The organism is Alkalilimnicola sp. S0819, from assembly GCF_009295635.1.
GTDB lineage: Bacteria > Pseudomonadota > Gammaproteobacteria > Nitrococcales > WHIW01 > S0819.
Map to the genome: position 1 here is coordinate 104,793 of NZ_WHIW01000004.1, position 22,451 is coordinate 127,243.

Below are 22,451 nucleotides of genomic sequence, written 5' to 3' on the forward strand. Positions count from 1 at the left end.
TTCAGTGCACCAGTTCGGCGGGGCTGTCGAACAGCAGGTTCTCCAGCCAGACGTAGGCTTCTTCCTGACCGGGCGAGTTGAACAGCACCATCAGGATCACCCACTTGAGGGTGTCCAGATCAATCTCTTCCTCATCCAGCGCCATGGCCCGGTCGATGACCAGTTCGCGGGCGCTGGCGGAGAGGATACCCACCTGCTCGAGAAACAGCAGAAAGCCCCGGCATTCCCGGTCCAGCTTCTGCTCCTCGGCATCCGCATACAGGCGCATGGGGCCGTTGTCGCCCAGGGGCAAGTCCGCGGTGCGGCGCTCGTCGGCGAGGCCGTCCAGCCAGACGAAGGCCTTGCGAATTTCGGTCGGGGTGAAGCCCACCTCGGACAGGCTGCTCTCCAGGTCTTCGCGGTCGGGGCGGGGTTCGTCGTCGCTGTGGAAGTAGTTCTCGAACAGATACATCAGGACTTCGAACACGTTTTCTTTCATTCCAGGTCCCTTCGGGAAACACTTAACAAATCCCCCAAGCGGGGACGGGCAGGTGCATGAAACCGGAGGGTGGCCGCCGATGCTGTGCGCTGATTCACGGCGCGGACCGTGTCAGCGACGCTGATAACGCCCGCCTGCGGACGCTGTGACGTAGCCCCGTAATTCAAGTAGCAGCAGGATGGAGGAAACCACATCGGGCGTCAATCCAGTGCGCTGCAACACGAGCTCCAGCGGTGTGGGGTCATGGCCCAGGGCGTCCAGCACCTGCTGGTGTTCCGGGTCCAGCCGGTCATCCGCCGCCGTTTCCGGCGCGTTTTCGGCCTCCCGTGGCCCGGTGGCGGTCCAATCGGGCATGGCCAGGTCCGAGAGCTCCTCCAGCACGTGCTCGGCGGATTCCACCAGCTTGGCGCCGTCGCGGATCAGCCGGTGGCAGCCCTTGGCGAGGGGGTTGTGAATGGAGCCGGGGATGGCGAAGACCTCACGGCCCTGCTCCAGCGCCAGACGCGCGGTGATCAGCGAGCCGCTGTTGAGCCCCGCTTCCACCACCAGCACCCCATGGCTCAGGCCGCTGAGGATGCGGTTGCGCCGGGGGAAGTGCTCGGGCCGCGGGCCCACACCGGTGGGATATTCGCTGACCAGGCAGCCTTGCCGGGCGATGCGGTGAGCGAGTGCGCGGTGACGGGCAGGATATACCCGGTCAGGGCCGGTGCCGATCACCGCCACGGTGCCACCGCCGGCCTGCAACGCGCCCTCATGGGCGGCGGCGTCCACCCCCAGGGCCATGCCGCTGCTTACGGTCAGGCCCAGGGTGGTCAGATGCGCGGCGAACTCGCGGGCATTGTCCAGCCCGCCGGCGGAGGCCTTGCGGCTGCCGATGATGGCGAGTTGCGGCACCCGCAGCCAGTCCGGGTCGCCCACCACGAACAGCAGCGGCGGCGGGTCGGGTAGATCCCGCAGCCTGGCCGGGTAGCCGGAGCTGTCGTAGCGGAGCAGGTGGTGATGGGGCTCGGCGAGCCAGGCAAGGTCCGCGGCCAGGCCGGTTTCGTCGGGTTCGGTGCGCAGGGCGCGCCGGGCCCGGGCATCCAGGCCAGCGCCCTGGAGCTGGGCGTCCCGGGCGTTCAGTGCCGCGCCCGGGTCGCCGAAGTGCTCCAGCAGTTGCAGGAAGGCCTTGGGGCCGATGCCCGGCTGGCGCCAAAGGCGCAGCCAGTCGGCATCGGCGTGGGAAGGGGCGGGTTCAGGGGGTCTGGACGGCATCGCCCACGTTCATGGCCCGCTCGGCCTCCATGATCAGCCCCAGACTCATGCGCTCGAATACGCGGAACACGATCAGCTGTCCGCCGGGCTCCCGGGGCAGGGTGACCATCTCGGCGCGGCGGCCGGCGTAGGTGTCGCGCACCTGGCGGCCCGCTATCAGCACATCCAGCACATGGCCCTGCGCCAGGCCGTGCTCGGCGCCGCGGTTCAGGGCCACGACACTGTACTGGCCGATCTGGGTGACGCCGTCCAGCACCGCCATGATCACGCCCTCCACCTCGTGGGCGGGGGCGGTGGGTACGTAGCGGCTCTTCAGCGGGTCCTCTGGCAGGCGCAGCAGGCGGTCACCCGGCAGCACCTCGCGGGTCACTTCGGTGATGCGGAAGCTGGCCGGATCGCCCTCTTTCAGCAACACGGCCTGGCCGATGTGGATGGCCTCGTGACCGAGCAGTTCTCCGGTCTCCGGGTCCGTGTACGGGTCGCCCTTGCGCACGATGGCGTAGCCGCGCACCTGGTCCACCGGCTCGAAGCCGCGCACATAGACCGTGTCGCGGGGCGCGCCCATCACCCGCTCATCGGCGCCGGCGAGGATGTAGGGGGCCGCCTCCAGCTCCCCCTCGCTGACCACGCTGGTGCGGGTGAGGAAGGGGCGGATGGCATCCAGCGGAATGGTGTGAATGGCCTGGTCCAGCGGAATTTCACGCGCCCGGGGACTCAGCTTCACGGTGCGTTGGCCTCGCTCCACGGTCAGCCGCGGTTCGCCATCCACTCGCAGCAGACGGATGATGTCGCCGGGGTATATAAGGTGGGGGTTCTCGATCTGGGGGTTCTTGTACCAGATCTCCGGCCAGAACCAGGGCTCGTTCAGAAAGCGCCCGGAGATGTCCCAGAGCGTGTCGCCCCGTTGAACTTCGTAACGCTCGGGGCGGTCTGATCGAAAGGCATCCTGCGCGGCCATCAATGGGGCGCAGACCAGGAAGGTGACCAGCAGCCAGGCTAGCTTACGCATGCGGCAATCCCTTTAAGCTTCAAGCCCTCTGCTGTCGTGCCGGGCTTGACTTCGTTATAGTTGATTTTCGATTTGGCCCAGAGCCACTCACTATTTAGCACGATCCGCGACGGAACTTCTATGGCAGTGCTCGACATTTTGCATTACCCGGACCCGCGTCTGCGCACCGTGGCGCAGCCCGTGCCCCAGGTGGACGACGAGATTCGCCGGCTGGTGGACGATATGTTCGAGACCATGTACGAGGCGCCGGGCATCGGCCTGGCGGCCACTCAGGTCAACGTGCACCGGCGGGTGATCGTGATCGACACCTCCGAGGACCGCAGCGAGCCGCTGTGCCTGATCAACCCGGAGTTGCTGGAATTGCACGGCGAAGAGGAAATGCAGGAAGGTTGCCTGTCCGTGCCCGGCTACTACGACACCGTGCGCCGCGCCGACCGTATCCGCTTCACCGCCCTCAACCGTGAGGGCGAGCGCTATGAGCTGGAGGCCGAGGGGTTGTTGGCGGTGTGCGTGCAGCACGAGATCGACCACCTGGACGGCAAGCTCTTCGTCGATTATCTCTCCGAGCTCAAGCGCAAGCGCGTGCGCAAGAAGCTGGAAAAGATCAGCCGCGAACAGGCCGCCGCCCAGGGCGCCTGATCGCAAGCCCCATGACCACGGGCGGCCGTTCGGCCGCCCGTCTCGCCCCAGGAAGACACCGTGAAGCTGGTATTTGCCGGAACGCCCGATTTTGCCGTGCCGCCTCTGCGCGCCTTGCTGGCGGCCGGCCATGAGGTGCTGGGCGTGTACACCCAGCCCGATCGCCCCGCCGGACGCGGCCGCAAGCTGCGCCCCGGCCCGGTGAAACAGCTGGCGTTGGAACACGGTCTGCCGGTGCACCAGCCGCGCAGCCTGCGCGATGCGCAGGCTCAGGCGGAGCTGGCGGCGCTGGCGCCGGAGCTGATGGTGGTGGTGGCCTACGGCCTGATTCTGCCCGCCGAGGTGCTGGCCATACCCGCACTCGGTTGCCTGAACATCCACGCTTCGCTGTTGCCGCGCTGGCGTGGCGCGGCCCCCATCCACCGCGCTCTGCTCGCCGGAGACACCCGCACCGGGGTGAGCATCATGCGCATGGACGAGGGCCTGGATACCGGGGCGGTGCTCGCCGAGGCCGCCTTGCCCATAGAGCCCGAAGACACCACCGGCGTGCTGCACGACAAGCTGGCGCGGCTGGGCGCGGAGCTGCTGGTGGAGAGCTTGCCGGCGTACGCCAGGGGCGATCTGCCGGCCCGCCCGCAGCCCCAGGATGGGGTTAGTTACGCCGAGAAGCTCAGCAAGGCTGAAGCGCGGCTGGATTGGACCCGGCCGGCGGAGGCGCTGGCGCGCCAGGTGCGCGCCTTCAACCCTTGGCCGGTGGCGCAGTTCCAACGCCAGGGCGAGACCTTCCGCGTCTGGGAGGCCCGCGCCCTGGCCGATGTCGCGCCGCCGCCCCCCGGGCGGGTACTGGCGGCGGGTCGTGAGGGGCTGGATGTGGCCACCGGCGACGGGGTGCTGCGCCTTTTGCGCCTGCAGGGGCCGGGGGGCAAGCCTTTGGCGGTGGCGGATTTTCTCAACGGCCGCCCCTGGGTCGCCGGCGACGTGCTGGAGTAAGGCCATGAATCCGCGACTGGCGGCGGTACGCGTGCTTGCCCAGGTGCTCGATCAGGGCCGCTCCCTGGCCGAGGCTCTCCCGCAGGTGCAGCGCGAGCTGCCCGAGCGGGACCGCGCGCTGGTACAGGAGCTTTGCTACGGCGTGCTGCGCCGGCGGGACCTGCTGCAGGCGGTGCTGGAGCAATTGCTGAGCAAGCCCCTGCGTGCCAGGGAGCGCGAGGTGCAGCTCCTGCTGCTGGTCGGGCTTCACCAGATTCTGCACATGCGTACCCCGCCCCATGCCGCGGTCTCCGCCACGGTGGAGGTAACCCGGGTGCTGGGCAAGAAATGGGCCGCGGGCCTGGCCAATGCCGTGCTGCGCCGAGCGCTGCGCGAGCGCGAGTCGCTGCTGGCGGCGGTGCCGGCGGCAGCTCGTTTGTCACACCCCGACTGGTTGCAGGACGCCCTGCGCGATGCGTGGCCAAAAGAGGCCGAGGGGCTGATGGAGGCCAATAACCTCCACCCCCCCATGAGCCTGCGGGTCAATACGCAGCGCCAGAGCCGGGACGAGTATCGTCGCGAACTGGACGAGGCCGGCATCGCGGCCGCGCCCGGCCCCCATGCCGAGGAGGCGCTGCTGCTGGAAAAGCCCCGCGGGGTAGAGAGCCTGCCCGGTTTTGCCGAAGGGCGGGTCTCGGTGCAGGATCAGGCCGCCCAGCTGGCGGCCGCGTTGCTGGACGTGCCGGCCGGAGCGCGGGTGCTGGATGCCTGTGCCGCCCCCGGTGGCAAGACCTGTCACCTGCTGGAGCGCCAGCCCGAACTCGCCGAGCTCGTGGCCGTGGAGCTGGACCCGTTGCGGATGCCCCGCATACAGGAGAACCTGGCGCGGCTCGAATTGCATGCCAAGCTGGTGGAGGGGGATGCGGCCCGGCCTGCGGACTGGTGGGATGGCCGCCCCTTCGAGCGCATACTGCTGGATGCGCCCTGTTCGGCCACCGGCGTGATCCGCCGCCATCCGGATATCAAGTGGCTGCGTCGGGCCGATGACATCCCGCGGCTGGCGGCGCTGCAGGAGAAGTTGCTGGAGGCCCTGTGGCCCCTGCTCGCCGAGGGTGGCAGGCTGCTCTATGCCACCTGCTCGGTGTTGCCGGTGGAGAACAGCGAGCAGATTCAGCGGTTTCTGACGAGGCATCCGGAAGCCCGCTGCGAGCCCCTGCCGGGGAGCTGGGGGCGGGAGCAGGCCTGTGGGCGGCAGATCCTCAGCGGAGACGAGGGAATGGACGGTTTCTACTACGCGTGTCTGAGCAAGCGGGGCTGATGCAGGGGCGAGGCACAAGCCGGCGTTGGCTGTTCGCGGCCTTGCTGGCCCTGTGGGCGGTGACCGCCATGGCCCAGGCCGCGGAGGGTGTTTCCGTGCGCCGGGCGGTCATCGAGCCGCGCGAGGACGGGCATTACCTGAGCGCGCGCATCGACTATCGGCTTACCCCCGAAGTGATCGAGGCGCTGGATAGCGGCGTGACCCTGAGCTTCCAGCTGCGGGTGCAGCTGGAAGAGCCCCGCCGCTGGTGGATGGACCGGGAACTGGCGGCGCTGGAGCTGCGCTACAGCCTGCGTTACCACGCCCTGAGCGGGCGATACGTGCTTGTGCGTCTGGACACCGGCGAGAGTCGCAGTTTCGCGACTCGCGGCAGCGCGTTGTATGTCTTGGGCCAGGTGGAGGGCCTGCGCCTGTTGGGGCCGCAAGCACTCGAGCCCGGCGAGCGCTATACCGCGCGGCTACACGCGGCCCTGGACACCGCCGCCCTACCCCTGCCCCTGCGTACCCTGGCGGTGATGTCCCCGGCCTGGCGGCTTGGCAGTGAGTGGTACGAATGGCATTTCGACGGCTGAAGCGACGCACCCTGGAGGCTTGGCTGCGGCTGGGGCTGAGCGTGTTGCTGCTGATCTCGCTGTTCCTGCTCAGCCAGGCGAGCGAGAACTCGGCGCGCTTCGGTGCCCTGCATCCCTGGCTGTTGGTGATCAACGCCCTGGGCATGCTGGTGCTGCTGGTGCTGATCGGGGCGAATATCTACCGCCTGGTGCGCCAGTACCGGGGCGGGCAGACCGGCAGCCGTCTGGCCACCCGGCTGATGGTGATGCTGGTGATTCTCGCCGTGGTGCCGGTGGGCGTGGTGTATTACTTCTCCATGCAGTTTCTGCGCAGCGGCATCGACAGTTGGTTCAACGTGCGGGTGGAGGCGGCGCTGAGCGATGCGCTCAGCCTGTCCCAGGCGTCGCTGGACCTGCGCATGCGCGATTTGCTGCGGCGGGTGGAGAGCGGCGCGGCGGGCCTGGCTGATGTGGACGACGTCATGGCGCCCATGGCCCTGAGTGATCTGCGCCGGGAGTTCGGTGCGTCCGAAATCACCCTGCTGGGCAACAGCGGCCATATCATCGCCTCCAACAGTCGCGAGGCCACCGGCATACTGCCCAATCGGCCGGATGAGGAAATCCTCCTCGGCCTGCGCCAGGGGCGTAATTACGTAGGGCTGGACCCGCTGGAGAGCGCCGGTCTGCATGTGCGGGTGCTGGTGAACGCCCCTCACCGGGACGCTTCCCGACCCAATCGTATCCTCCACGCCTTGTTCCCCATGTCGCCGCGCATCAATGAGCTGGCCGGGAGCGTGGAGCGCGCCTATGGCGAGTACGGCGAGATGGAGGTGCTGCGCACCCCCCTGAAGGAAAGCTTCATTCTCACCCTCTCGCTGGTGGTGTTGCTCACCCTGTTGTTCGCCGTCTGGACCGCTTTCTACCTGGTGCGTCGACTGGTCGCGCCCATTCGTGATCTGGCCGAGGGCACCCGGGCGGTGGCGGCGGGCAATTACGGCACCCAACTGCCCCCGGCCGGGCGCGACGAACTGGGCTTTCTGGTGGGCTCCTTCAACGACATGAGTCGGCGCATCGCCCAAGTGCGCGAGACCGCCAAGCGCAGCCAGGCCCAGGTGGAAAGCCAGCGGGCCTACCTGGAAGCGGTGCTCGCGCGGCTGTCCTCCGGCGTGCTCGCGCTGGATTTCGAAGGCCATCTACGTACCTTCAATCATGCCGCCAGCGAGATTCTCGGCCTGCCGCTGGGCGATTCCGTGGGCCTGCAGCTGGAGTTGATCGCTGGCCGCCATCCCCATTTCGACGGCTTCGCCGCCATGGTGCAGGCGCACCTGGCCAGGCAGGACCCGGAGTGGCGCGAGGAGCTGACGCTGGACGGCCCGGAGGCCCACCGTGTGCTCATCGCCAGCGGCGCCCGCCTGCCCGGCGGCCGGGGCACGGGTGGGTACGTGATCGTGTTCGACGATGTCACCGCCCTGATCCAGGCCCAGCGGGATGCGGCCTGGGGTGAAGTGGCCCGGCGCCTGGCCCATGAGATCAAGAACCCGCTCACCCCCATCCAGTTGTCCGCCGAGCGCATACGCCATAAATACCTGGAACGGATGGAGGGGCGCGACGCCGAGGTGCTCGAGCGTGCCACTCGCACCATCGTCCAGCAGGTGGACGCCATGAAGGCCATGGTCAACGCCTTCTCCGAGTACGCCCGTCCGCCGCGCATGGAGCTGCGCGCGCTGGATCTCAACCGCCTGATCCGAGAGGTGGTGGAGCTCTATGGCGCCGAGGGCGGGCAGCCGGTGTTCGAGCTGGACCTGGCCCCGGCGCTGCCGCCCATCGCCGCCGACGCGGGTCGGCTGCGCCAGCTGCTGCACAACCTGATCAAGAATGCCCTGGAGGCCTGCGCCTCCGAGTCGGCCGCCACCGTGGCGATCCAGACCCGGTCCGATGAGGGGCGTCACGCCCGCCAGGTGGAGCTGACGTTGCGCGACAACGGCCCCGGTTTCGCCGAGGATGTGATGGAGCGTCTGTTCGACCCCTATGTGACCACCAAGCCCCGGGGCACGGGGCTGGGGCTCGCGATCGTCAAGAAGATCGTCGAGGAGCACAACGGCAGCATAGTGGCTCGCAACCTGAACCCGGGCGCCCGGATCACTGCCCGCTTCCCCGCCGCCGAGGCCGGCGCCGTGGCGGCGCAACACGCTTGATGGAGACGAGCCGATGACCCCCCCCCGCATACTGGTGGTAGACGATGAGCGGGATATCCGCGAGCTGGTGCAGGAAATTCTGCAGGACGAGGGTTACGAAGTGGAGGTGGCCGAGGATGGCGCCGCCGCCCGCGCCGCGCGCCGCGAGCACCGGCACGACCTGATCCTGCTCGATATCTGGATGCCGGACGTGGATGGCGTCACCCTGCTCAAGGAATGGCGCGAGGATTCGGCGCTGCCCTGCCCGGTGGTGATGATGTCCGGCCATGGCACGGTGGAGACCGCGGTGGAAGCCACCCGGCTGGGTGCCTACGACTACATCGAAAAGCCCCTGTCCCTGGCCAAGCTGCTGCTCACGGTGGAGCGGGCGCTGGAAGCGGCGGGTCGGGGGCGGTCGGCGGAGGAGGCGGCCGGGGAAAGCCCGGCCTGGCTGGAGCCCATAGGGCGCAGCCGGGTGATGCTGGAGCTGCGCGAGCAGGCGCGGCGCCTGGCCGAGCACGATTCCTGGGTCCTGATCAGCGGCGAGGCGGGCACCGGCAAGAAGAGCCTCGCCCGCTACATGCACGCGCTGGGGCCGCGCCGTGGCGGGCCCTTCGTGGAAGTGGCGGCCGGCAGCCTGGCCGGGGAAGAGGCCAGCAGGGAATTGTTCGGCAGCGAGGCCGGCGGCCGGGTGGTCTACGGCCGGCTGGAGCAGGCCGACGGGGGGACGCTGTTCATCGACGAAGTGGCCGATATGGATCTACCGGCCCAGGCTCGTTTGCTCAGTGCTCTCCAGAGCCGGAGCTTCCATCGCCAGGGTGGTAGCGCCGAGGTGCGGGTGGATGTGCGAGTCGTCGCCGCCACCCGCCTCGATCTGGAAGAGGCGGTGCGCCAGGGGCGTTTCCGTGAAGACCTCTATTACCGATTGAACGTGATTCCCCTGCGCCTGCCGCCCCTGCGCGAGCACCGGGAGGACGTGCCGGATCTGCTTACCTTCTGGGTCAATCGACTGGCCGACCAGGAGAAACTCGCTTATCGGCGTTTTTCGGTGGCGGCTCAGAACCGGCTGCGCAATCACGGCTGGCCGGGCAATGAGCGGGAGCTGCGTAATCTGGTGCGGCGGCTGCTGATTCTGGGCGACGGCGAGAGCATCGAGGTGGACGAGGTGGAGGCCGCGCTGCAGCACGAGGAAGTCGCGGAGGTCGCCCGGGACACGGCGCTGGAATCCGCGCTGCCGCTGGACTTGCCCCTGCGCGACGCCCGTGAGCAGTTCGAGCGCATCTACCTGCAGCATCAGTTGAAGCGCGCCGGGGGCAATGTCTCGCAACTGGCCAAGCTCACCGGCATGGAGCGCACGCACCTGTACCGCAAGCTCAAATCCCTGGGCATAGACCCGAAGGAGACGGTGTAGGGCGCCTGCGCTGACTTGCCGCGGTCCACGCGCGGGCGTACCTTAGCGGCCCTATGAAAATCATCATCCTGGGCGCGGGTCAGGTGGGCAGTTCGGTGGCCCGTAACCTGGCAAGCGAAGCCAACGATATCACCGTCGTCGACCTGGATTCCGAACTGTTGCGGGATCTGCAGGATCGGCTGGATATCCGCACGGTGCACGGCAACGCCACCCACCCGGTGATCCTTACCCGGGCCGGCGCGGACGATGCCGACATGATCATCGCGGTGACCAATTCCGACGAAGCGAACATGGTCGCCTGCCAGGTGGTCTATACCCTGTTCCGCACCCCCACCAAGATCGCCCGGGTGCGGGCGGTGGAATACCTCAACCACCCCCAGCTGTTCGGCCCCGAGGCCCTGCCCATCGACGTGCTGATCAGCCCCGAGCAACTGGTCACCCAGTACATCAAGCGGTTGGTCGAGCACCCGGGCGCGCTGCAGGTGCTGGACTTCGCCGATGGCAAGGTGCGGCTGGTGGGCGTGCGCGCCTATTACGGCGGGCCGCTGGTGGGCCATGAGCTGCGCACCATCAAGGAGCACATGCCGGGCATCCACACCCGGGTGGCGGCCATCTTCCGCCGCGGCGTGCCCATCATCCCCGAGGGCGACACGGTCATCGAAGCCGGCGACGAGGTGTTCTTCATCGCCGCGCGCAAGAACATTCGCGCGGTGATGAGCGAGTTGCGCCGCCTGGAGAAGCCGGTCAAGCGCATCATCATTGCCGGCGGCGGCAATATCGGCAAACGCTTGGCGCAACAGCTGGAAACTCGCTACCAGGTCAAGCTGATCGAGCACAATGTGCGCCGTACCCGGGATATCGCCGAAGATTTGCACAAAACCATCGTCTTGCAGGGGGATGCGGCGGACCAGGACCTGCTCATCGAGGAGAACATCGAGAACACCGACGTGTTCTGTGCCCTCACCAACGACGATGAAGCGAACATCCTCTCCTCCATGCTCGCCAAGCGCATGGGCGCGCGCACCGTCATGTCGCTGATCAACCGCACGGCCTACGTGGACCTGGTGCAGGGCAGCGAGGACATCGACATCGCCATTTCCCCGCAACAGGCCACCATCGGCACGCTGCTGGCGCATATTCGCCGCGGAGACGTGGTGAACGTGCATTCCCTGCGCGGTGGCAAGGCGGAAGCCATCGAGGCGGTGGCCCACGGCGATCGCTCCAGTTCCCGGGTGGTGGGGCGCGCGGTGGAGGAGATCCGCCTGCCCGCCGGGGCGACCATCGGCGCGGTGGTCCGCGGTGACAAGGTGCTCATGGCCCACCACGACACGGTGATCGAGGCCGAGGATCATCTGATCCTGTTCCTCACCAAGAAAGACAAGCTGAGCGAGGTGGAGCGCCTGTTCCAGGTGGGCGTGACCTTCATCTGATGCATCTCGATATCGTCCAGCGCATCCTCGGCATGCTGCTCATGGTGTTCAGTTTCACCATGCTGCCGCCTGCCCTGGTGGCCCTGATCGCCGGGGACTCCGCCCTGCCCGCCTTCCTCTATGCCTTCGCCCTGCTGCTCGGGGTGGGCACCTTGATGTGGTACCCGGTGCGCCGGGTGCGTCGGGATCTGCGTACCCGGGACGGCTTCCTGGTGGTGGTGCTGATCTGGATGGTGCTGGGCCTGGCCGGCGCGGTGCCCTTCGCGATCTCGGAAGACCCGAGCATGTCCGTGGTGGACGCGGTGTTCGAGGGCTTGTCGGGGCTGACCACCACCGGGGCGACGGTGATCGTCGGCATCGACCAACTGCCCCGCTCTATCCTGTTCTACCGTCAACAGCTGCACTGGATGGGGGGCATGGGGATCATCGTGCTGGCGGTGGCCATCCTGCCCATGCTCGGCGTGGGTGGCATGCAGCTCTACCGAGCGGAAATGCCCGGGCCGGTGAAGGATGCCAAGCTCACCCCGCGCATCGCCGAGACCGCCAAGGCCTTGTGGTACATCTACCTGTGGCTGACCGTGGCCTGTGCCGTGGCCTACTGGCTGGCCGGCATGAGTGCCTTCGACGCGGTGGCCCATGCCTTCTCTACCGTGGCCACCGGCGGCTTCTCCACCCATGACGCGAGTATCGGTTACTTCGACAGCGTCTCCATCGAGCTCATCACCATCGTGTTCATGCTGATCTCGGCGGTGAATTACTCGCTGCACTTCGTTGCCTGGCGGGGCAATACGCTGCGCAACTACTGGCGCGACGCCGAGTTTCGCTTCTTCATACAGGTCACCGTTGCGGTGCTGCTGCTGGTGACCCTGGGGCTGTGGGTGCACGAGACCTTCAGCGGCGCGGAGGCGCTGCGTCAGGCGGTTTTTCAGGTGGTCTCGGTGGTCACCTCCACCGGCTACACCACCGCAAGCTTTTACCTGTGGCCGAGCTACCTGCCGGTGTTGCTGATCTTCCTGAGTTTCATGGGCGGCTGCGCCAGTTCCACCTCGGGCGGCATGAAGCAGGTGCGCTTTCTGCTGTTGGCCAAGCAGGGCCGGCGCGAGGTGCTGCGCCTGATCCACCCCCAGGCCCAGGTGCTGGTCAAGGTGGGCGACCGCGCGGTGAACGAGCGGGTGATCGATTCGGTGTGGGGCTTCTTCGCCACCTATGTGGCGGCCTTCGCCGCGATCATGCTGCTGCTGATGGCGCTGGGCGTGGACCAGGTGACCGCCTTCTCGGCGGTGGCCGCCTGCATCAACAACCTGGGGCCGGGTCTGGGCGAGGTGGGCGCGCACTTCGGCAACCTGCCCACGCTGGCGAAATGGGCGCTGGCCTTCGCCATGCTGCTGGGGCGGCTGGAGATCTTCACCTTGCTGGTGATCCTCACCCCCGCCTTCTGGCGTCGCTGAGCGCCGCGAACCCGCCGCGGCCATGAGCCGAGTCTACCGCTCGGGTGGCTGGCGGTAGGTCTCCCGCGGGAAGCGTTTGTAGGTCCATTGGTATTGCTCCGGCAAGCGGCGTACCGCCTGCTCCACCGCCAGGTTCATGGCGGCGGCGGCGCGGCTGAGATCGCTGTCCCGCACCTCTTCCGGCGCTTCCATGAAATGCAGCCGGTAACCGCGCCCCCGGGGCAGTCGCTCCACGTATCCCAGCAGCACGGCGGCCTCCGGGTGGCGCTGGGCGAGCCTCGGGAGCAGGGTCATGGTGTTGGCCGGCACGCCGAAAAACGCTGCCGCCTCGCCCCGTCCGTCGGGTTTTTGGTCCGGCAGGATTGCCACCACCTCGCCGGCCTTCAGCGCTCGGGACAGCGCCTTGATCCCGCTGGGGCTTGCGGGATGCACCCGCCCTCCGGCCCGCTCCCGGGCCAGCACCAGTAGCGGCTCCAGCGCCGGGTTCCTGGGCGGCTGATACAGGGTGTGCAGGGGCAGGCGTCGACCCCAGTAGGGGGCCATCAGCTCCCAGGCTCCCAGATGGGGCACCGCTACCAGCAGCCCCTTGCCTCGAGCGATGGCCGTCTCTACATATTCCAGGCCCCCGCCGGGCTCGATGTATTGTTCCAGGCGCGGCATGGGCCAGAACCAGATCGCTCCCAGCTCCAGCACCGTCTTGCCCAGTTCCCGGGCGCTGGCGCGGCGCAGCCGCTCGCGTTTCGCCGTCTCCAGCTCCGGGTAGCACAGGCGCAGATTGGCGCGGGCCGTGGCCCGCGCCCGGCCGGGAAGTGCGCCGGCCAGGGCGCCGAGCAGCGCGCCCAGGGCGTGTGCCCAGCGCAGCGGCAGCAGCGAGAACAGGCGAAGCAGGGTTCGAAGTGCGGCGACGGTCATGGCGGCATAGTCAAGCCGCTTTGCGCGCCGGGCGCAAGGGAATTGGCCAAGTGCTTCCTTGCCCCGGGCGTTTTTCCTGGCTGTGGCCAGCGCAGCCACGCATTGTGCGCGCATGGGGCGGCCGCCATGCGGCGAAGGCGAAATGTGGACACCGCCAAACCAATCATTAGAATTGGCGCCGGCCGTTGCAAATGGCCATTATTTATAGGGAGGCACTGATCAATTCCCTTGGGACTCTGCGGTCGCGGGGCGTTTCTCGGCGAGGCGCGGGTTGGCTGCGAACGTGCCAGATGGTCAGAGATCCAAGGGAATTGATCAGTGTTTCCCCAAGGGAATCACAATCAATACAAATGGACATATCGCGGGGATGGAGATGCCTGTGAACAAGCAAACGGATGAGATGCTCGCCACCTGGACCCGGATGCAGCGCCAGCTGTGGGACAACTGGCTTCAGGCCGTCAAGCAGTTCGGCACGGAAGGTGATCAGCGTACCGCCTGGCGTGAGAGCTATGCGCGTAATCTGCAGGCCTGGGAGCAATCGGTGCGCGAGGCGCTGGATGCTCAGATGCAGTGGAGCCACAGCTGGGCGGAGAAAATGAGCGGCAAGGAGCCCAACGAGGCCGCCTCAGGCTGGGTCGACCAGACCCAGCAGATGATGAAGGGTTGGACCGACGCTCAGCACCGGCTCTGGAGCGCCTGGTTCGAGAGCGTGAAGGACCTGGACCCTCAGGCCGCCGCCGAGCGCTGGGACACCGAGGGGCGCCAGGTGCTGCAGGCCTGGCAGGAGGCCGCGCAGCGCGCACAGGATGCGCTGGCGGATTGGGCGGCGGTCTACAGGGAGCAGAAACAGGCGGGCAAGGGACGCTGAACCTCACCGTCGTGTAATTTGCCGGGAAAGCCTCGCGAAAGATCGCGGGGCTTTTTTGATGGCGCAGGCAAAAAAAGACCGGCGCATCCCATGCACCGGTTTTACTGACTTACACTTGGCTGGAGGTGATCCACGCTTCCCGACTTCCGTGCCGGTTTTGGTCCCTGTTTTTAACGCGCTACGTTGTTCTTGTTATTATCTTCCGCCGCCCATCTCGGCGGAGTCGCCGCCTGACGACGGTGACGTATTGATCATGCCAGTTGCCGTGCGGAGGGGGTGTAAGTGACGAATTACAATACGTGTAAGAAAATACCTACAAGCGAGCAGGTGCTGCGTACGTGATTGCCCTGCTGCAGCGGGTGAGCGAGGCGCGGGTGGCGGTGGCCGGCGACACCGTTGCGGCCATAGGGCCGGGCCTGCTGGTTTTGATCGGGGTGCAGCGCCACGATACCCCCGAGCAGGCCTCACGGTTGCTTGAGCGCCTGTTGGGCTATAGGGTCTTCGCCGATGAGCGCGGCCGGATGAACCGCAGCTTGCGGGAGGTGGGCGGCGAGTTGCTGTTGGTGCCCCAGTTCACACTCGCCGCCGACACCACCCGCGGCCGGCGGCCCAGTTTTACGCCCGCCGCCCCGCCGGCGCAGGGCCAGGAGCTGTTCGAGCAGCTGCTGGCGCTCGCCCGCGAGCAGCTTGGCGAGGTGGGCGCCGGGGTCTTCGGCGCCGATATGCAGCTGAGCCTGTGCAACGACGGCCCCGTGACCTTCTGGCTGGAAGTCTCCCCGCCCTGAAAATGGTATCCTTCGCCGGCAACCCCCCACCGTACAGAGCGATGACAGAACGTAAGGCCACTATTCAACGCGACACCCTGGAGACGCAGGTCAGCGTCAGCCTGAACCTGGATGGCCAGGGCAAGGCAGAGCTGGACACCGGCGTGCCCTTCCTCGACCACATGCTTGACCAGATCGCCCGCCACGGGCTGATCGATCTGAGCATCAAGGCCCAGGGGGATCTGCATATCGACGCCCACCACACGGTGGAAGACGTGGGTATCACCTTCGGCCAGGCGCTGCTCGAGGCGCTGGGCGATCGCAAGGGTATACGCCGTTTCGGCCATGCCTACTGCCCGCTGGATGAGTCGCTCAGCCGCGTGGTCGTGGATTTCTCCGGCCGCCCCGGGCTGGAAGACCATGTGGAGTACACCCGGGCGCGCATCGGTGATTTCGACGTGGACCTGTTCGGGGAGTTCTTCCGCGGGCTGGTGAACCACGCCCGCATGACCCTGCACATCGATAATCTGCGCGGGCGCAACGCGCACCATCAAGCCGAGTCCGTGTTCAAGGCTCTGGGCCGGGCGCTGCGCATGGCCGCCGAGCGCGACCCGCGCGCCCCCCAGGCCATGCCCTCCACCAAGGGGACCCTGTGAGGGCGCGCCGCCCATGAGCTCCATCGCGGTGATCGACTACGGCATGGGCAATCTGCGCTCGGTGGCCAAGGCGCTGCAGCATGTGGGCGGCGGCGCGCGGGTGAGCGTGACCTCCGATGCCGAGGAGATACGCCGAGCGGACCGCGTAGTGTTCCCGGGCCAGGGCGCGGCGCGGGACTGCATGGCGGAGTTGCACCGGCTGGAGCTGGTGGAGGTGATCCGCGAGGTGGCTGCCGAGAAGCCCTTTCTGGGCGTGTGCATGGGCATGCAGGTGCTCCTGGATCGCAGCGAGGAAGGCGGCGGTGTGGACTGCCTGGGTTTGCTGCCCGGTCAGGTGCGTCACTTTCGACACATCCTCGGCGCGCACAGCGCGCTGAAGGTGCCCCACATGGGTTGGAACCGGGTGGCGCAGGCCGCGCGGCACCCGTTGTGGGCCGGCATCGAGGATCGCAGCTGGTTCTATTTCGTGCACAGCTACTTCGCCGACCCGGCCACGCCCGAACTGACCCTGGGGCGCAGCGACTACGGCGCGCCCTTCTCCGCGGTGATCGGCCGCGAGAACATCTTCGCCGCCCAGTTCCATCCCGAGAAGAGCCAGCATGCGGGCCTTACCCTGCTTGGCAACTTCCTGCGCTGGGACGGTACGGTTTGATCGCCCGAGCGGGCACATTGTATTGAAGCCTTGATTACCTACACTCTGGCGCTCAGCCAGTAGCCGACTCGCGAGGAACCCATGCTGCTGATCCCCGCCATCGACCTCAAGGAAGGCAAGTGCGTGCGCTTGCGCCAGGGCGATATGAACCAGGAAACCATTTTCTCCGACGATCCGGTGGCCATGGCCGGCCAGTGGGTGGAGGCCGGTGCCCGGCGTATCCATCTGGTGGACCTCAACGGTGCCTTCGCCGGCTTCCCGGTGAATGCCGATATCATCGGGCGCATCGCCGACGCCTATCCCGGAGTGGAGCTCCAGGTGGGCGGCGGCATCCGCGATTTCGACAAGATCCAGACCTATCTCGATGTGGGCGTGAGCTACGTGATCATCGGCACCCAGGCGGTGCGCGCGCCGAACTTCGTGGACGATGCCTGCCTGGAGTTTCCCGGCCGCATCATCGTCGGCCTGGATGCGAAGGACGGCAAGGTGGCCACCGACGGCTGGGCCAAGGTGTCGACCCATGAAGCGGAAGACATGGCCCGGCGCTTCGAGGAGGCCGGCGTGGAAGCGCTGGTGTTCACCGACATCGGCCGTGACGGCATGATGCGGGGCGTGAACGTGGAGGCCACCCGGGCACTGGCCCGCGCGGTGAGCATTCCGGTGATCGCCTCCGGTGGCGTGAGCAGCCTGGACGATGTGCGCGCCCTGTGCGCCGCGCAAGCCGACGGCGTGCAGGGCGCCATTGTCGGGCGGGCTATCTACGAAGGCAGCCTGGACCTCGCCGAGGCCCAGAGCCTCGCCGATTCCCTGGTCTGAACCCATGAGCCTCGCCAAGCGCATCATCCCTTGCCTGGACGTGGACGCCGGCCGAGTGGTCAAGGGCGTGAAGTTCGTCGATATCCGCGACGCCGGCGACCCGGTGGAGATCGCCCGGCGTTACGACCGGGCCGGTGCCGACGAGATCACCTTCCTGGACATTACCGCCAGCTCCGACGAGCGCGAGACCCTGGTTCACGTGGTGGAGCAGGTGGCCTCGGAAGTGTTCATCCCGCTGACCGTGGGCGGCGGCATCCGTTCACTGGCCGATATCCGCCGCATGCTCAATGCCGGCGCCGACAAGGTGGGTATCAACACCGCCGCCGTGCACAAGCCCGAACTGGTGGCTCAGGCGGCCGACCGTTTCGGCGCCCAGTGCATCGTGGTGGCGGTGGATGCCAAGCGCGTGAGCGCGGAGGGGGAAGCGCCCCGCTGGGAAGTGTTCACCCATGGCGGGCGCAAGACCACCGGGCTGGACGCGGTGGAGTGGGCCGCGCGTATGGCGGAGGCCGGCGCGGGTGAAATCCTGCTCACCAGCATGGACCGCGACGGCACCAAGGCCGGCTTTGACACCGCGCTCACCGCGGCCGTGGCCGATGCGGTGCCGGTGCCGGTGATCGCCTCCGGCGGAGTGGGCACTCTGCAGCATCTGGTCGAGGGCGTGACCCTGGGCCGTGCCGATGCGGTGCTGGCGGCCAGCATCTTCCATTTCGGCGAATACACGGTCGCCCAGGCCAAGGACTACATGGCCGAGCACGGGGTGGAGGTGCGCCGCTGATGGATTGGCTGGAGCAGCTGCGCTGGGACGAGCGGGGTCTGATCCCCGCCATCGCCCAGGACCATGAGAGCGGCGAGGTGCTGATGGTCGCCTGGATGAATCGGGAGTCCCTGGCCGAGACCGCGGAAACCGGTCGCGCCGTGTACTACTCCCGCTCCCGGCGCCGCCTGTGGCGCAAGGGCGAGGAGAGCGGCCATGTGCAACGGGTTCACGAGCTGCGGGTGGACTGCGATCAGGACGTGGTGCTGTTGAAGGTCGCGCAGCTTGGCGGTATCGCCTGCCATACCGGGCGCCGCAGCTGTTTCTACCTGCGTCTGGAGGATGGCGAGTGGCGGGCTGTGGAGCCCGTGCTCAAGGACCCGGATGCGATCTACGGCAAGGAGAGCCCATGAGCGAGGTGCTGAGCGAGCTTGCCCGGGTGCTGGAGGCGCGCAAGCAGGCGGAGCCGGACAGCTCCTACGTGGCGAAGCTCTATGCCAAGGGCCTGGATGCCATCCTCAAGAAGATCGGCGAGGAAGCCACCGAGACGGTGATGGCGGCCAAGGACGGAGATGCCGACAAGATCGTTTATGAGGTGGCGGATCTGTGGTTCCATAGCCTGGTGTTGCTGGCCCAGCAGGGGCTGGGGCCCGAGGATGTGCTGGCGGAGCTGCAGCGGCGTTTCGGCCTGTCGGGCCTGGATGAGAAGGCCGCGCGAGACCGGCGCTGATCGAAGGCAAGGTGCGCCCCGCGCGCCCGGAGGAGCGAAAATGGGTTTCGGTGGAATGAGTATCTGGTCGCTGCTGCTGATCCTGGTGATCGTGCTGCTGCTGTTCGGCACCAAGAAGCTGCGCAATCTGGGCGGTGATCTGGGCAGTGCGGTCAAGGGCTTCAAGCAGGCGGTGAACGAAGGCGAAGCCGAGGGCAAAGCCGACCCGGCGCGCCTGAACAAGGCCGAGGGCCAGGCGGGCGAGCAGAAGACCGCCGACAAAGAACACCACGGTTCCTGATGCGCCGCGCGCGGCGAGCGGGCTGAGCCGGCACCATGTTCGATATCGGCTTCTGGGAGCTGTGCATCCTGGCGGTGTTGGGTCTGGTGATTCTGGGCCCGGAGCGCCTGCCTCGGGTGCTGCGCATGATCGGTCTGTGGGTGGGCCGCGCGCGGGCCAGTTACCAGGCTCTGCGCACCGAGATGGAGCGTGAGCTGCGGGTGGACGACATGAACCGGGCGCGCCAGCGCATGGAAGACGAAGCCCGGGCCATGGGGCGCAGCGTCGAGGACGTGAGTCGTCAGTTCGAGGAAGCCACCCGCACCGATACCCCGCCCCCGCCCGATGACCCGCCGAGCAAGGAATCGCCTCGTGAGCAGGACTGAGGAGTCCATGCCCGATCAACCTCTGCTCGCGCACCTGCTGGAGCTGCGCGGGCGGCTGCTGCGCATCGTCGTGGTGGTGGTGCTGGTGTTCCTGGCGCTGTACCCGTTCAGCGACCAGCTCTACGCCTGGCTCTCCGGTCCGCTGCGGGCGGTGCTCCCCGAGGGCACCTCCATGGTCGCCATCCAGGTGGCCTCGCCGTTCCTGATTCCCATGAAACTCGCCCTGGTGGCGGCGCTGTTCATCGCCGTGCCGTATATTCTCTATCAGCTCTGGGCCTTCGTCGCGCCGGGGCTGTACCGGCACGAGCGGCGACTGATCTGGCCGCTGCTCGCCTCCAGCACCCTGCTGTTCTATCTGGGAGCGGCCTTCGCTTACTTCGTGGTCTTTCCGCTGGTGTTCGCTTTTTTCTCCGGCGTGGTGCCCGAGGGCGTGGCCATGATGACCGACATCGGCGAGTACCTGGATTTCGTGCTGGCGCTGTTCTTCGCCTTCGGCCTGGCCTTCGAGGTGCCGGTGGCCACCGTGCTGCTGGTCTACACCGGGGTGACCAGCCCGCGGGCGCTGCGCGAAAAGCGCGCGTATGTGATCGTCGGCGCCTTCGTGATCGGCATGCTGCTGACCCCGCCGGATGTGCTTTCGCAGGTGCTGCTGGCGCTGCCCATGTGGCTGCTCTACGAGGCGGGGATTCTGTTCAGCATCCTCGCCCGGCGCAGCTCGCTGCCTAAAGAGGAAGATTCAGCCGCCGACTGAAGTTCGGTGCGGGGTCCCGGATTCCCGCCACCGGCACCAGCCCGGCTGCGCGGATGGGGCTACCAAGCTCTCGGCAACCGCGATGAAACCGCCGGCGGAAACGAGGGCTCGCCGACCGCCTCGCTCAGCCCCGTTTCTCGCTCGTCGGCGGCTCCACCACCTTGAACCGAAAATGGGCGAACTGGCGAGTGGTCTCGATCAGTTCCGTGAGCTGCACATAGAGCAGCAGCTGCTGCATGTTCAGCTTCAGTACGGCTCCTACATCGTAGACCGCCGCCGGGGTGATCAGCGTGGCCGGGCGACTCAGCGGGTTGACGCGGGGAATGAGCAGCCCCCGCAGGTACTCCGCCCCCTTGCCCGCGCCCCGCACCGTCTGGGTGCCCACCGCGTAACCGCTGGTGGCCAGGTGCTTGACCCCCAGCTCAATGCCCCCCGCGCCACGGCTGCGCAGCCACCGGGCGGTGCCTATCATCCAGGCCTCGGGGCGGGCGCTGTCTTTCTCGGAGTAGGCGAGCAGTTCGCCGACCCGAATCTGCATGGGGCAGTCATCGCCGCAGAACAGCGCCATGCCCCCACTGCTTTGGTTCTTGCGGTTCCAGGTCACCGCCTTGTGGCGTACCCGGTGGCGAGTCTGCTCCTGCTCGTGCTTGACCATGCTGGCCTGGCGCCAGATATCGTCGGCTTCGGCGTCGATGGCGCGAAAACGTGAGCTGCGGTCGGTGCTCCCCTCTGTTCTTCCCTGATCCGCCGCGGCCTCGTCGCCCAGCAGACGCATGGCGGGCTTCTCGGGTGCCTTCTCCACGTCGCCCAGGCGCTCGCGCCACTGGCGTTCATCTTGCTCCGGGGTGAAGGGGCGGCGGCCGTTGAGGAAGAAATGGCAGCCGCTCAGGCTCTCCACCACCGACAGGCGCGCCAGTGTGCGCTTGCGCTCATCGGTGCGCTCCTGGCGCCCGCCCAGGGCTTCGTGGAAGCGAAGGTACATGTCTCGCTGCATCCGCTCGGAGAGGGTGGCCGAGGTCCGACTTTGGGCCAGCAGTTCCCGCGAGCGCTGGATCTGCTCATCGATGGCGGCCACCAGCCGGTCGAGCTCCAGCACCCGGGGCACGGCGGCCGGCAGCGAGGCCACGCTGTGAGGAATGTAGCGGGCCGGGAAATCCGAGCCCAGGTCGATCACGAAGTGCCCGGCCAGGCTCTGCGAGGGCTGTGCCTCCTGGATGCGCACGAAGTGCACCCAGCGACCGATGCGCCGGTACAGCTCCTCTGCCTCGCCCTGCATCAGGTGATAGGGGTTGGAGAGCGCCAGCACGGCGATACGCAGGTAGGCCTGCTTGATGGACAGTGCCGTCTCGTCGCTGTCCCGGGTGCCCTCCATGGGCAGCCCCTGCAGGTTGTAGATTTCCGCGTTGCGATACAGGGTGTGCAGATCCTGCCATAGCTTAGGCGGCTCGGGCGCGTAGACCCGATAGCTTTCCAGCAACATCCGCCCCAGCGCCAGCACGGCGCGTTGAATGGCGAACTGCAGTTGCTGGGTGAGCCCCGGCTGGCCGCCATGGAGGCTCGCATCCAGCAGTTCATTCACCGCCAGCTTGAAACCGTTGGCCAGCTCGTTCAGCAGACCGATCACCAGCTCGGCCTGCTCCCGGTCCTGGGTCTTCAGGGGCTGGCTGGCGTTGCGGTATTCCCCGGCAAGCATGATGCAGGCGTCGTAGACCGCCGGGCGCAACAGTTCCATGGCCTCCAGGCGCGCCGCCTTGGGCAGCGGGTCGCGGTTGAGCTCCTGCAGGGCCTGGCGCAATTCCTGCGCCAGCGGCTCGGCCAGGCCCCGGGGGAGCCCGTCCAGCCAGGCCTTGATGCGCTTGTTGTTGAAGCCCTGAAAGCGGCCGCCTTCGCCTTGCGGCGCCGGCACATCCAAACGTATGGGTTTCATAATGCTATGCTGTAACCCGATATCGGTCCCCAGCGGGGAAAAATGCCTCAGAGCAGGCTGATGATTGCACGTGCGCCGCCCTTTTCATGGCGCAACATTAGCACAAGCTGCCGGCCTTGCGCCGCGCGGATCTGTGGCTTATTTTATATATCCGAGTCGATTCTAGATTTCGCGAGTCCCCAGGGGGCGGGTCCGAAATCGGAAGCTACCGGCCCGGGGCGGCGGCAAACACGCCCACACACATCTCAATCAGAGTCTTCTACGGATGCAGGCCGTGCGGACCCAATTTGTG

Annotated in this window: 24 protein-coding genes; 19 read left to right on the top strand and 5 right to left on the bottom strand. The window is 67.2% G+C overall.

All coding sequences use genetic code 11. The features are described from left to right. Position 1: 1 nt before the first annotated feature. From GBG68_RS04830 to GBG68_RS04840, 3 genes are all read right to left on the bottom strand, one after another. A complete protein-coding gene (locus GBG68_RS04830; RefSeq protein WP_152145725.1) occupies positions 2-478 on the bottom strand; it encodes a DUF494 family protein in 477 nt (158 codons plus the stop codon). Positions 479-589: 111 nt separating this feature from the next. Next, positions 590-1,732 carry a DNA-processing protein DprA gene (dprA, locus tag GBG68_RS04835; RefSeq protein WP_152145727.1) on the bottom strand — a complete coding sequence of 381 codons (1,143 nt, stop codon included), beginning with the start codon at positions 1,730-1,732 and terminating at the stop codon, positions 590-592. Continuing rightward, positions 1,713-2,741, bottom strand: coding sequence for a LysM peptidoglycan-binding domain-containing protein (locus GBG68_RS04840; protein ID WP_152145729.1), 1,029 nt, complete (start codon positions 2,739-2,741; stop codon positions 1,713-1,715). The genes dprA and GBG68_RS04840 overlap by 20 nt, the downstream gene beginning before the upstream one ends. A gap of 120 nt (positions 2,742-2,861) precedes the next feature. Between GBG68_RS04840 and def the strand changes: the two genes are divergently transcribed. From def to GBG68_RS04880, 8 genes are read left to right on the top strand one after another with little or no spacing between them, the layout of a single operon-like run. Then, a complete protein-coding gene (def, locus tag GBG68_RS04845; RefSeq protein WP_152145731.1) occupies positions 2,862-3,380 on the top strand; it encodes a peptide deformylase in 519 nt (172 codons plus the stop codon). A gap of 60 nt (positions 3,381-3,440) precedes the next feature. After that, positions 3,441-4,370 carry a methionyl-tRNA formyltransferase gene (gene fmt / locus GBG68_RS04850; protein WP_152145733.1) on the top strand — a complete coding sequence of 310 codons (930 nt, stop codon included), beginning with the start codon at positions 3,441-3,443 and terminating at the stop codon, positions 4,368-4,370. Positions 4,371-4,374: 4 nt separating this feature from the next. Next, on the top strand, positions 4,375-5,667 hold the full coding sequence (gene rsmB / locus GBG68_RS04855; protein WP_152145735.1) for a 16S rRNA (cytosine(967)-C(5))-methyltransferase RsmB: 1,293 nt from the start codon (positions 4,375-4,377) through the stop codon (positions 5,665-5,667). Further along, on the top strand, positions 5,646-6,239 hold the full coding sequence (locus tag GBG68_RS04860) for a DUF4390 domain-containing protein (protein WP_152145737.1): 594 nt from the start codon (positions 5,646-5,648) through the stop codon (positions 6,237-6,239). The genes rsmB and GBG68_RS04860 overlap by 22 nt, the downstream gene beginning before the upstream one ends. Further along, a complete protein-coding gene (locus GBG68_RS04865; protein ID WP_152145739.1) occupies positions 6,221-8,413 on the top strand; it encodes a sensor histidine kinase in 2,193 nt (730 codons plus the stop codon). Before GBG68_RS04860 ends, GBG68_RS04865 begins: the two co-directional genes overlap by 19 nt. 13 nt (positions 8,414-8,426) lie before the next feature. Further along, positions 8,427-9,803: a sigma-54-dependent transcriptional regulator gene (locus GBG68_RS04870; protein WP_152145741.1), complete on the top strand. Its 1,377-nt coding sequence runs from the start codon at positions 8,427-8,429 to the stop codon at positions 9,801-9,803. 53 nt (positions 9,804-9,856) lie between these two features. After that, positions 9,857-11,233, top strand: a complete 1,377-nt coding sequence (gene trkA / locus GBG68_RS04875; RefSeq protein ID WP_152145743.1) for a Trk system potassium transporter TrkA — start codon at positions 9,857-9,859, stop codon at positions 11,231-11,233. Beyond that, positions 11,233-12,681, top strand: coding sequence for a TrkH family potassium uptake protein (locus GBG68_RS04880; protein WP_152145745.1), 1,449 nt, complete (start codon positions 11,233-11,235; stop codon positions 12,679-12,681). The genes trkA and GBG68_RS04880 overlap by 1 nt, the downstream gene beginning before the upstream one ends. 33 nt (positions 12,682-12,714) lie before the next feature. Here GBG68_RS04880 and GBG68_RS04885 read toward each other — a convergent pair whose 3' ends face one another. Next, on the bottom strand, positions 12,715-13,593 hold the full coding sequence (locus GBG68_RS04885) for a lysophospholipid acyltransferase family protein (RefSeq protein ID WP_193222224.1): 879 nt from the start codon (positions 13,591-13,593) through the stop codon (positions 12,715-12,717). 379 nt (positions 13,594-13,972) lie between these two features. Here GBG68_RS04885 and GBG68_RS04890 point away from each other — a divergent pair, with 379 nt between their 5' ends. From GBG68_RS04890 to tatC, 11 genes are all read left to right on the top strand, one after another. Further along, positions 13,973-14,461 (top strand): hypothetical protein, encoded by a 489-nt coding sequence (locus GBG68_RS04890; RefSeq protein ID WP_152145749.1) that lies wholly within the window; start codon positions 13,973-13,975, stop codon positions 14,459-14,461. A gap of 338 nt (positions 14,462-14,799) precedes the next feature. Beyond that, the gene (gene dtd, locus GBG68_RS04895; RefSeq protein ID WP_152145751.1) at positions 14,800-15,246 is read left to right on the top strand and encodes a D-aminoacyl-tRNA deacylase; all 447 of its coding nucleotides are present in this window, start codon (positions 14,800-14,802) and stop codon (positions 15,244-15,246) included. Between the two features lie 41 nt (positions 15,247-15,287). Next, entirely contained in the window at positions 15,288-15,881 is a 594-nt protein-coding gene (hisB, locus tag GBG68_RS04900) for an imidazoleglycerol-phosphate dehydratase HisB (protein ID WP_152145753.1), read from the top strand. Between the two features lie 13 nt (positions 15,882-15,894). Beyond that, positions 15,895-16,533 (top strand): imidazole glycerol phosphate synthase subunit HisH, encoded by a 639-nt coding sequence (gene hisH / locus GBG68_RS04905; RefSeq protein WP_152145755.1) that lies wholly within the window; start codon positions 15,895-15,897, stop codon positions 16,531-16,533. An 81-nt stretch (positions 16,534-16,614) separates the two neighbouring features. Continuing rightward, a complete protein-coding gene (hisA, locus tag GBG68_RS04910; RefSeq protein WP_152145757.1) occupies positions 16,615-17,349 on the top strand; it encodes a 1-(5-phosphoribosyl)-5-[(5-phosphoribosylamino)methylideneamino]imidazole-4-carboxamide isomerase in 735 nt (244 codons plus the stop codon). Positions 17,350-17,353: 4 nt separating this feature from the next. After that, positions 17,354-18,127 carry an imidazole glycerol phosphate synthase subunit HisF gene (gene hisF / locus GBG68_RS04915; protein WP_152145759.1) on the top strand — a complete coding sequence of 258 codons (774 nt, stop codon included), beginning with the start codon at positions 17,354-17,356 and terminating at the stop codon, positions 18,125-18,127. After that, entirely contained in the window at positions 18,127-18,519 is a 393-nt protein-coding gene (gene hisI / locus GBG68_RS04920) for a phosphoribosyl-AMP cyclohydrolase (RefSeq protein WP_226801649.1), read from the top strand. The genes hisF and hisI overlap by 1 nt, the downstream gene beginning before the upstream one ends. Further along, positions 18,516-18,836, top strand: a complete 321-nt coding sequence (locus tag GBG68_RS04925; RefSeq protein ID WP_152145763.1) for a phosphoribosyl-ATP diphosphatase — start codon at positions 18,516-18,518, stop codon at positions 18,834-18,836. Before hisI ends, GBG68_RS04925 begins: the two co-directional genes overlap by 4 nt. A gap of 40 nt (positions 18,837-18,876) precedes the next feature. Beyond that, a complete protein-coding gene (tatA, locus tag GBG68_RS04930) occupies positions 18,877-19,116 on the top strand; it encodes a Sec-independent protein translocase subunit TatA (RefSeq protein WP_152145765.1) in 240 nt (79 codons plus the stop codon). 35 nt (positions 19,117-19,151) lie between these two features. Further along, positions 19,152-19,481 carry a Sec-independent protein translocase protein TatB gene (tatB, locus tag GBG68_RS04935; protein ID WP_152145767.1) on the top strand — a complete coding sequence of 110 codons (330 nt, stop codon included), beginning with the start codon at positions 19,152-19,154 and terminating at the stop codon, positions 19,479-19,481. Positions 19,482-19,488: 7 nt separating this feature from the next. Further along, positions 19,489-20,232: a twin-arginine translocase subunit TatC gene (gene tatC / locus GBG68_RS04940; protein WP_226801657.1), complete on the top strand. Its 744-nt coding sequence runs from the start codon at positions 19,489-19,491 to the stop codon at positions 20,230-20,232. A gap of 124 nt (positions 20,233-20,356) precedes the next feature. Here tatC and GBG68_RS04945 read toward each other — a convergent pair whose 3' ends face one another. Beyond that, on the bottom strand, positions 20,357-22,159 hold the full coding sequence (locus GBG68_RS04945) for a hypothetical protein (RefSeq protein ID WP_152145771.1): 1,803 nt from the start codon (positions 22,157-22,159) through the stop codon (positions 20,357-20,359). Between the last annotated feature and the right edge of the window lie 292 nt (positions 22,160-22,451).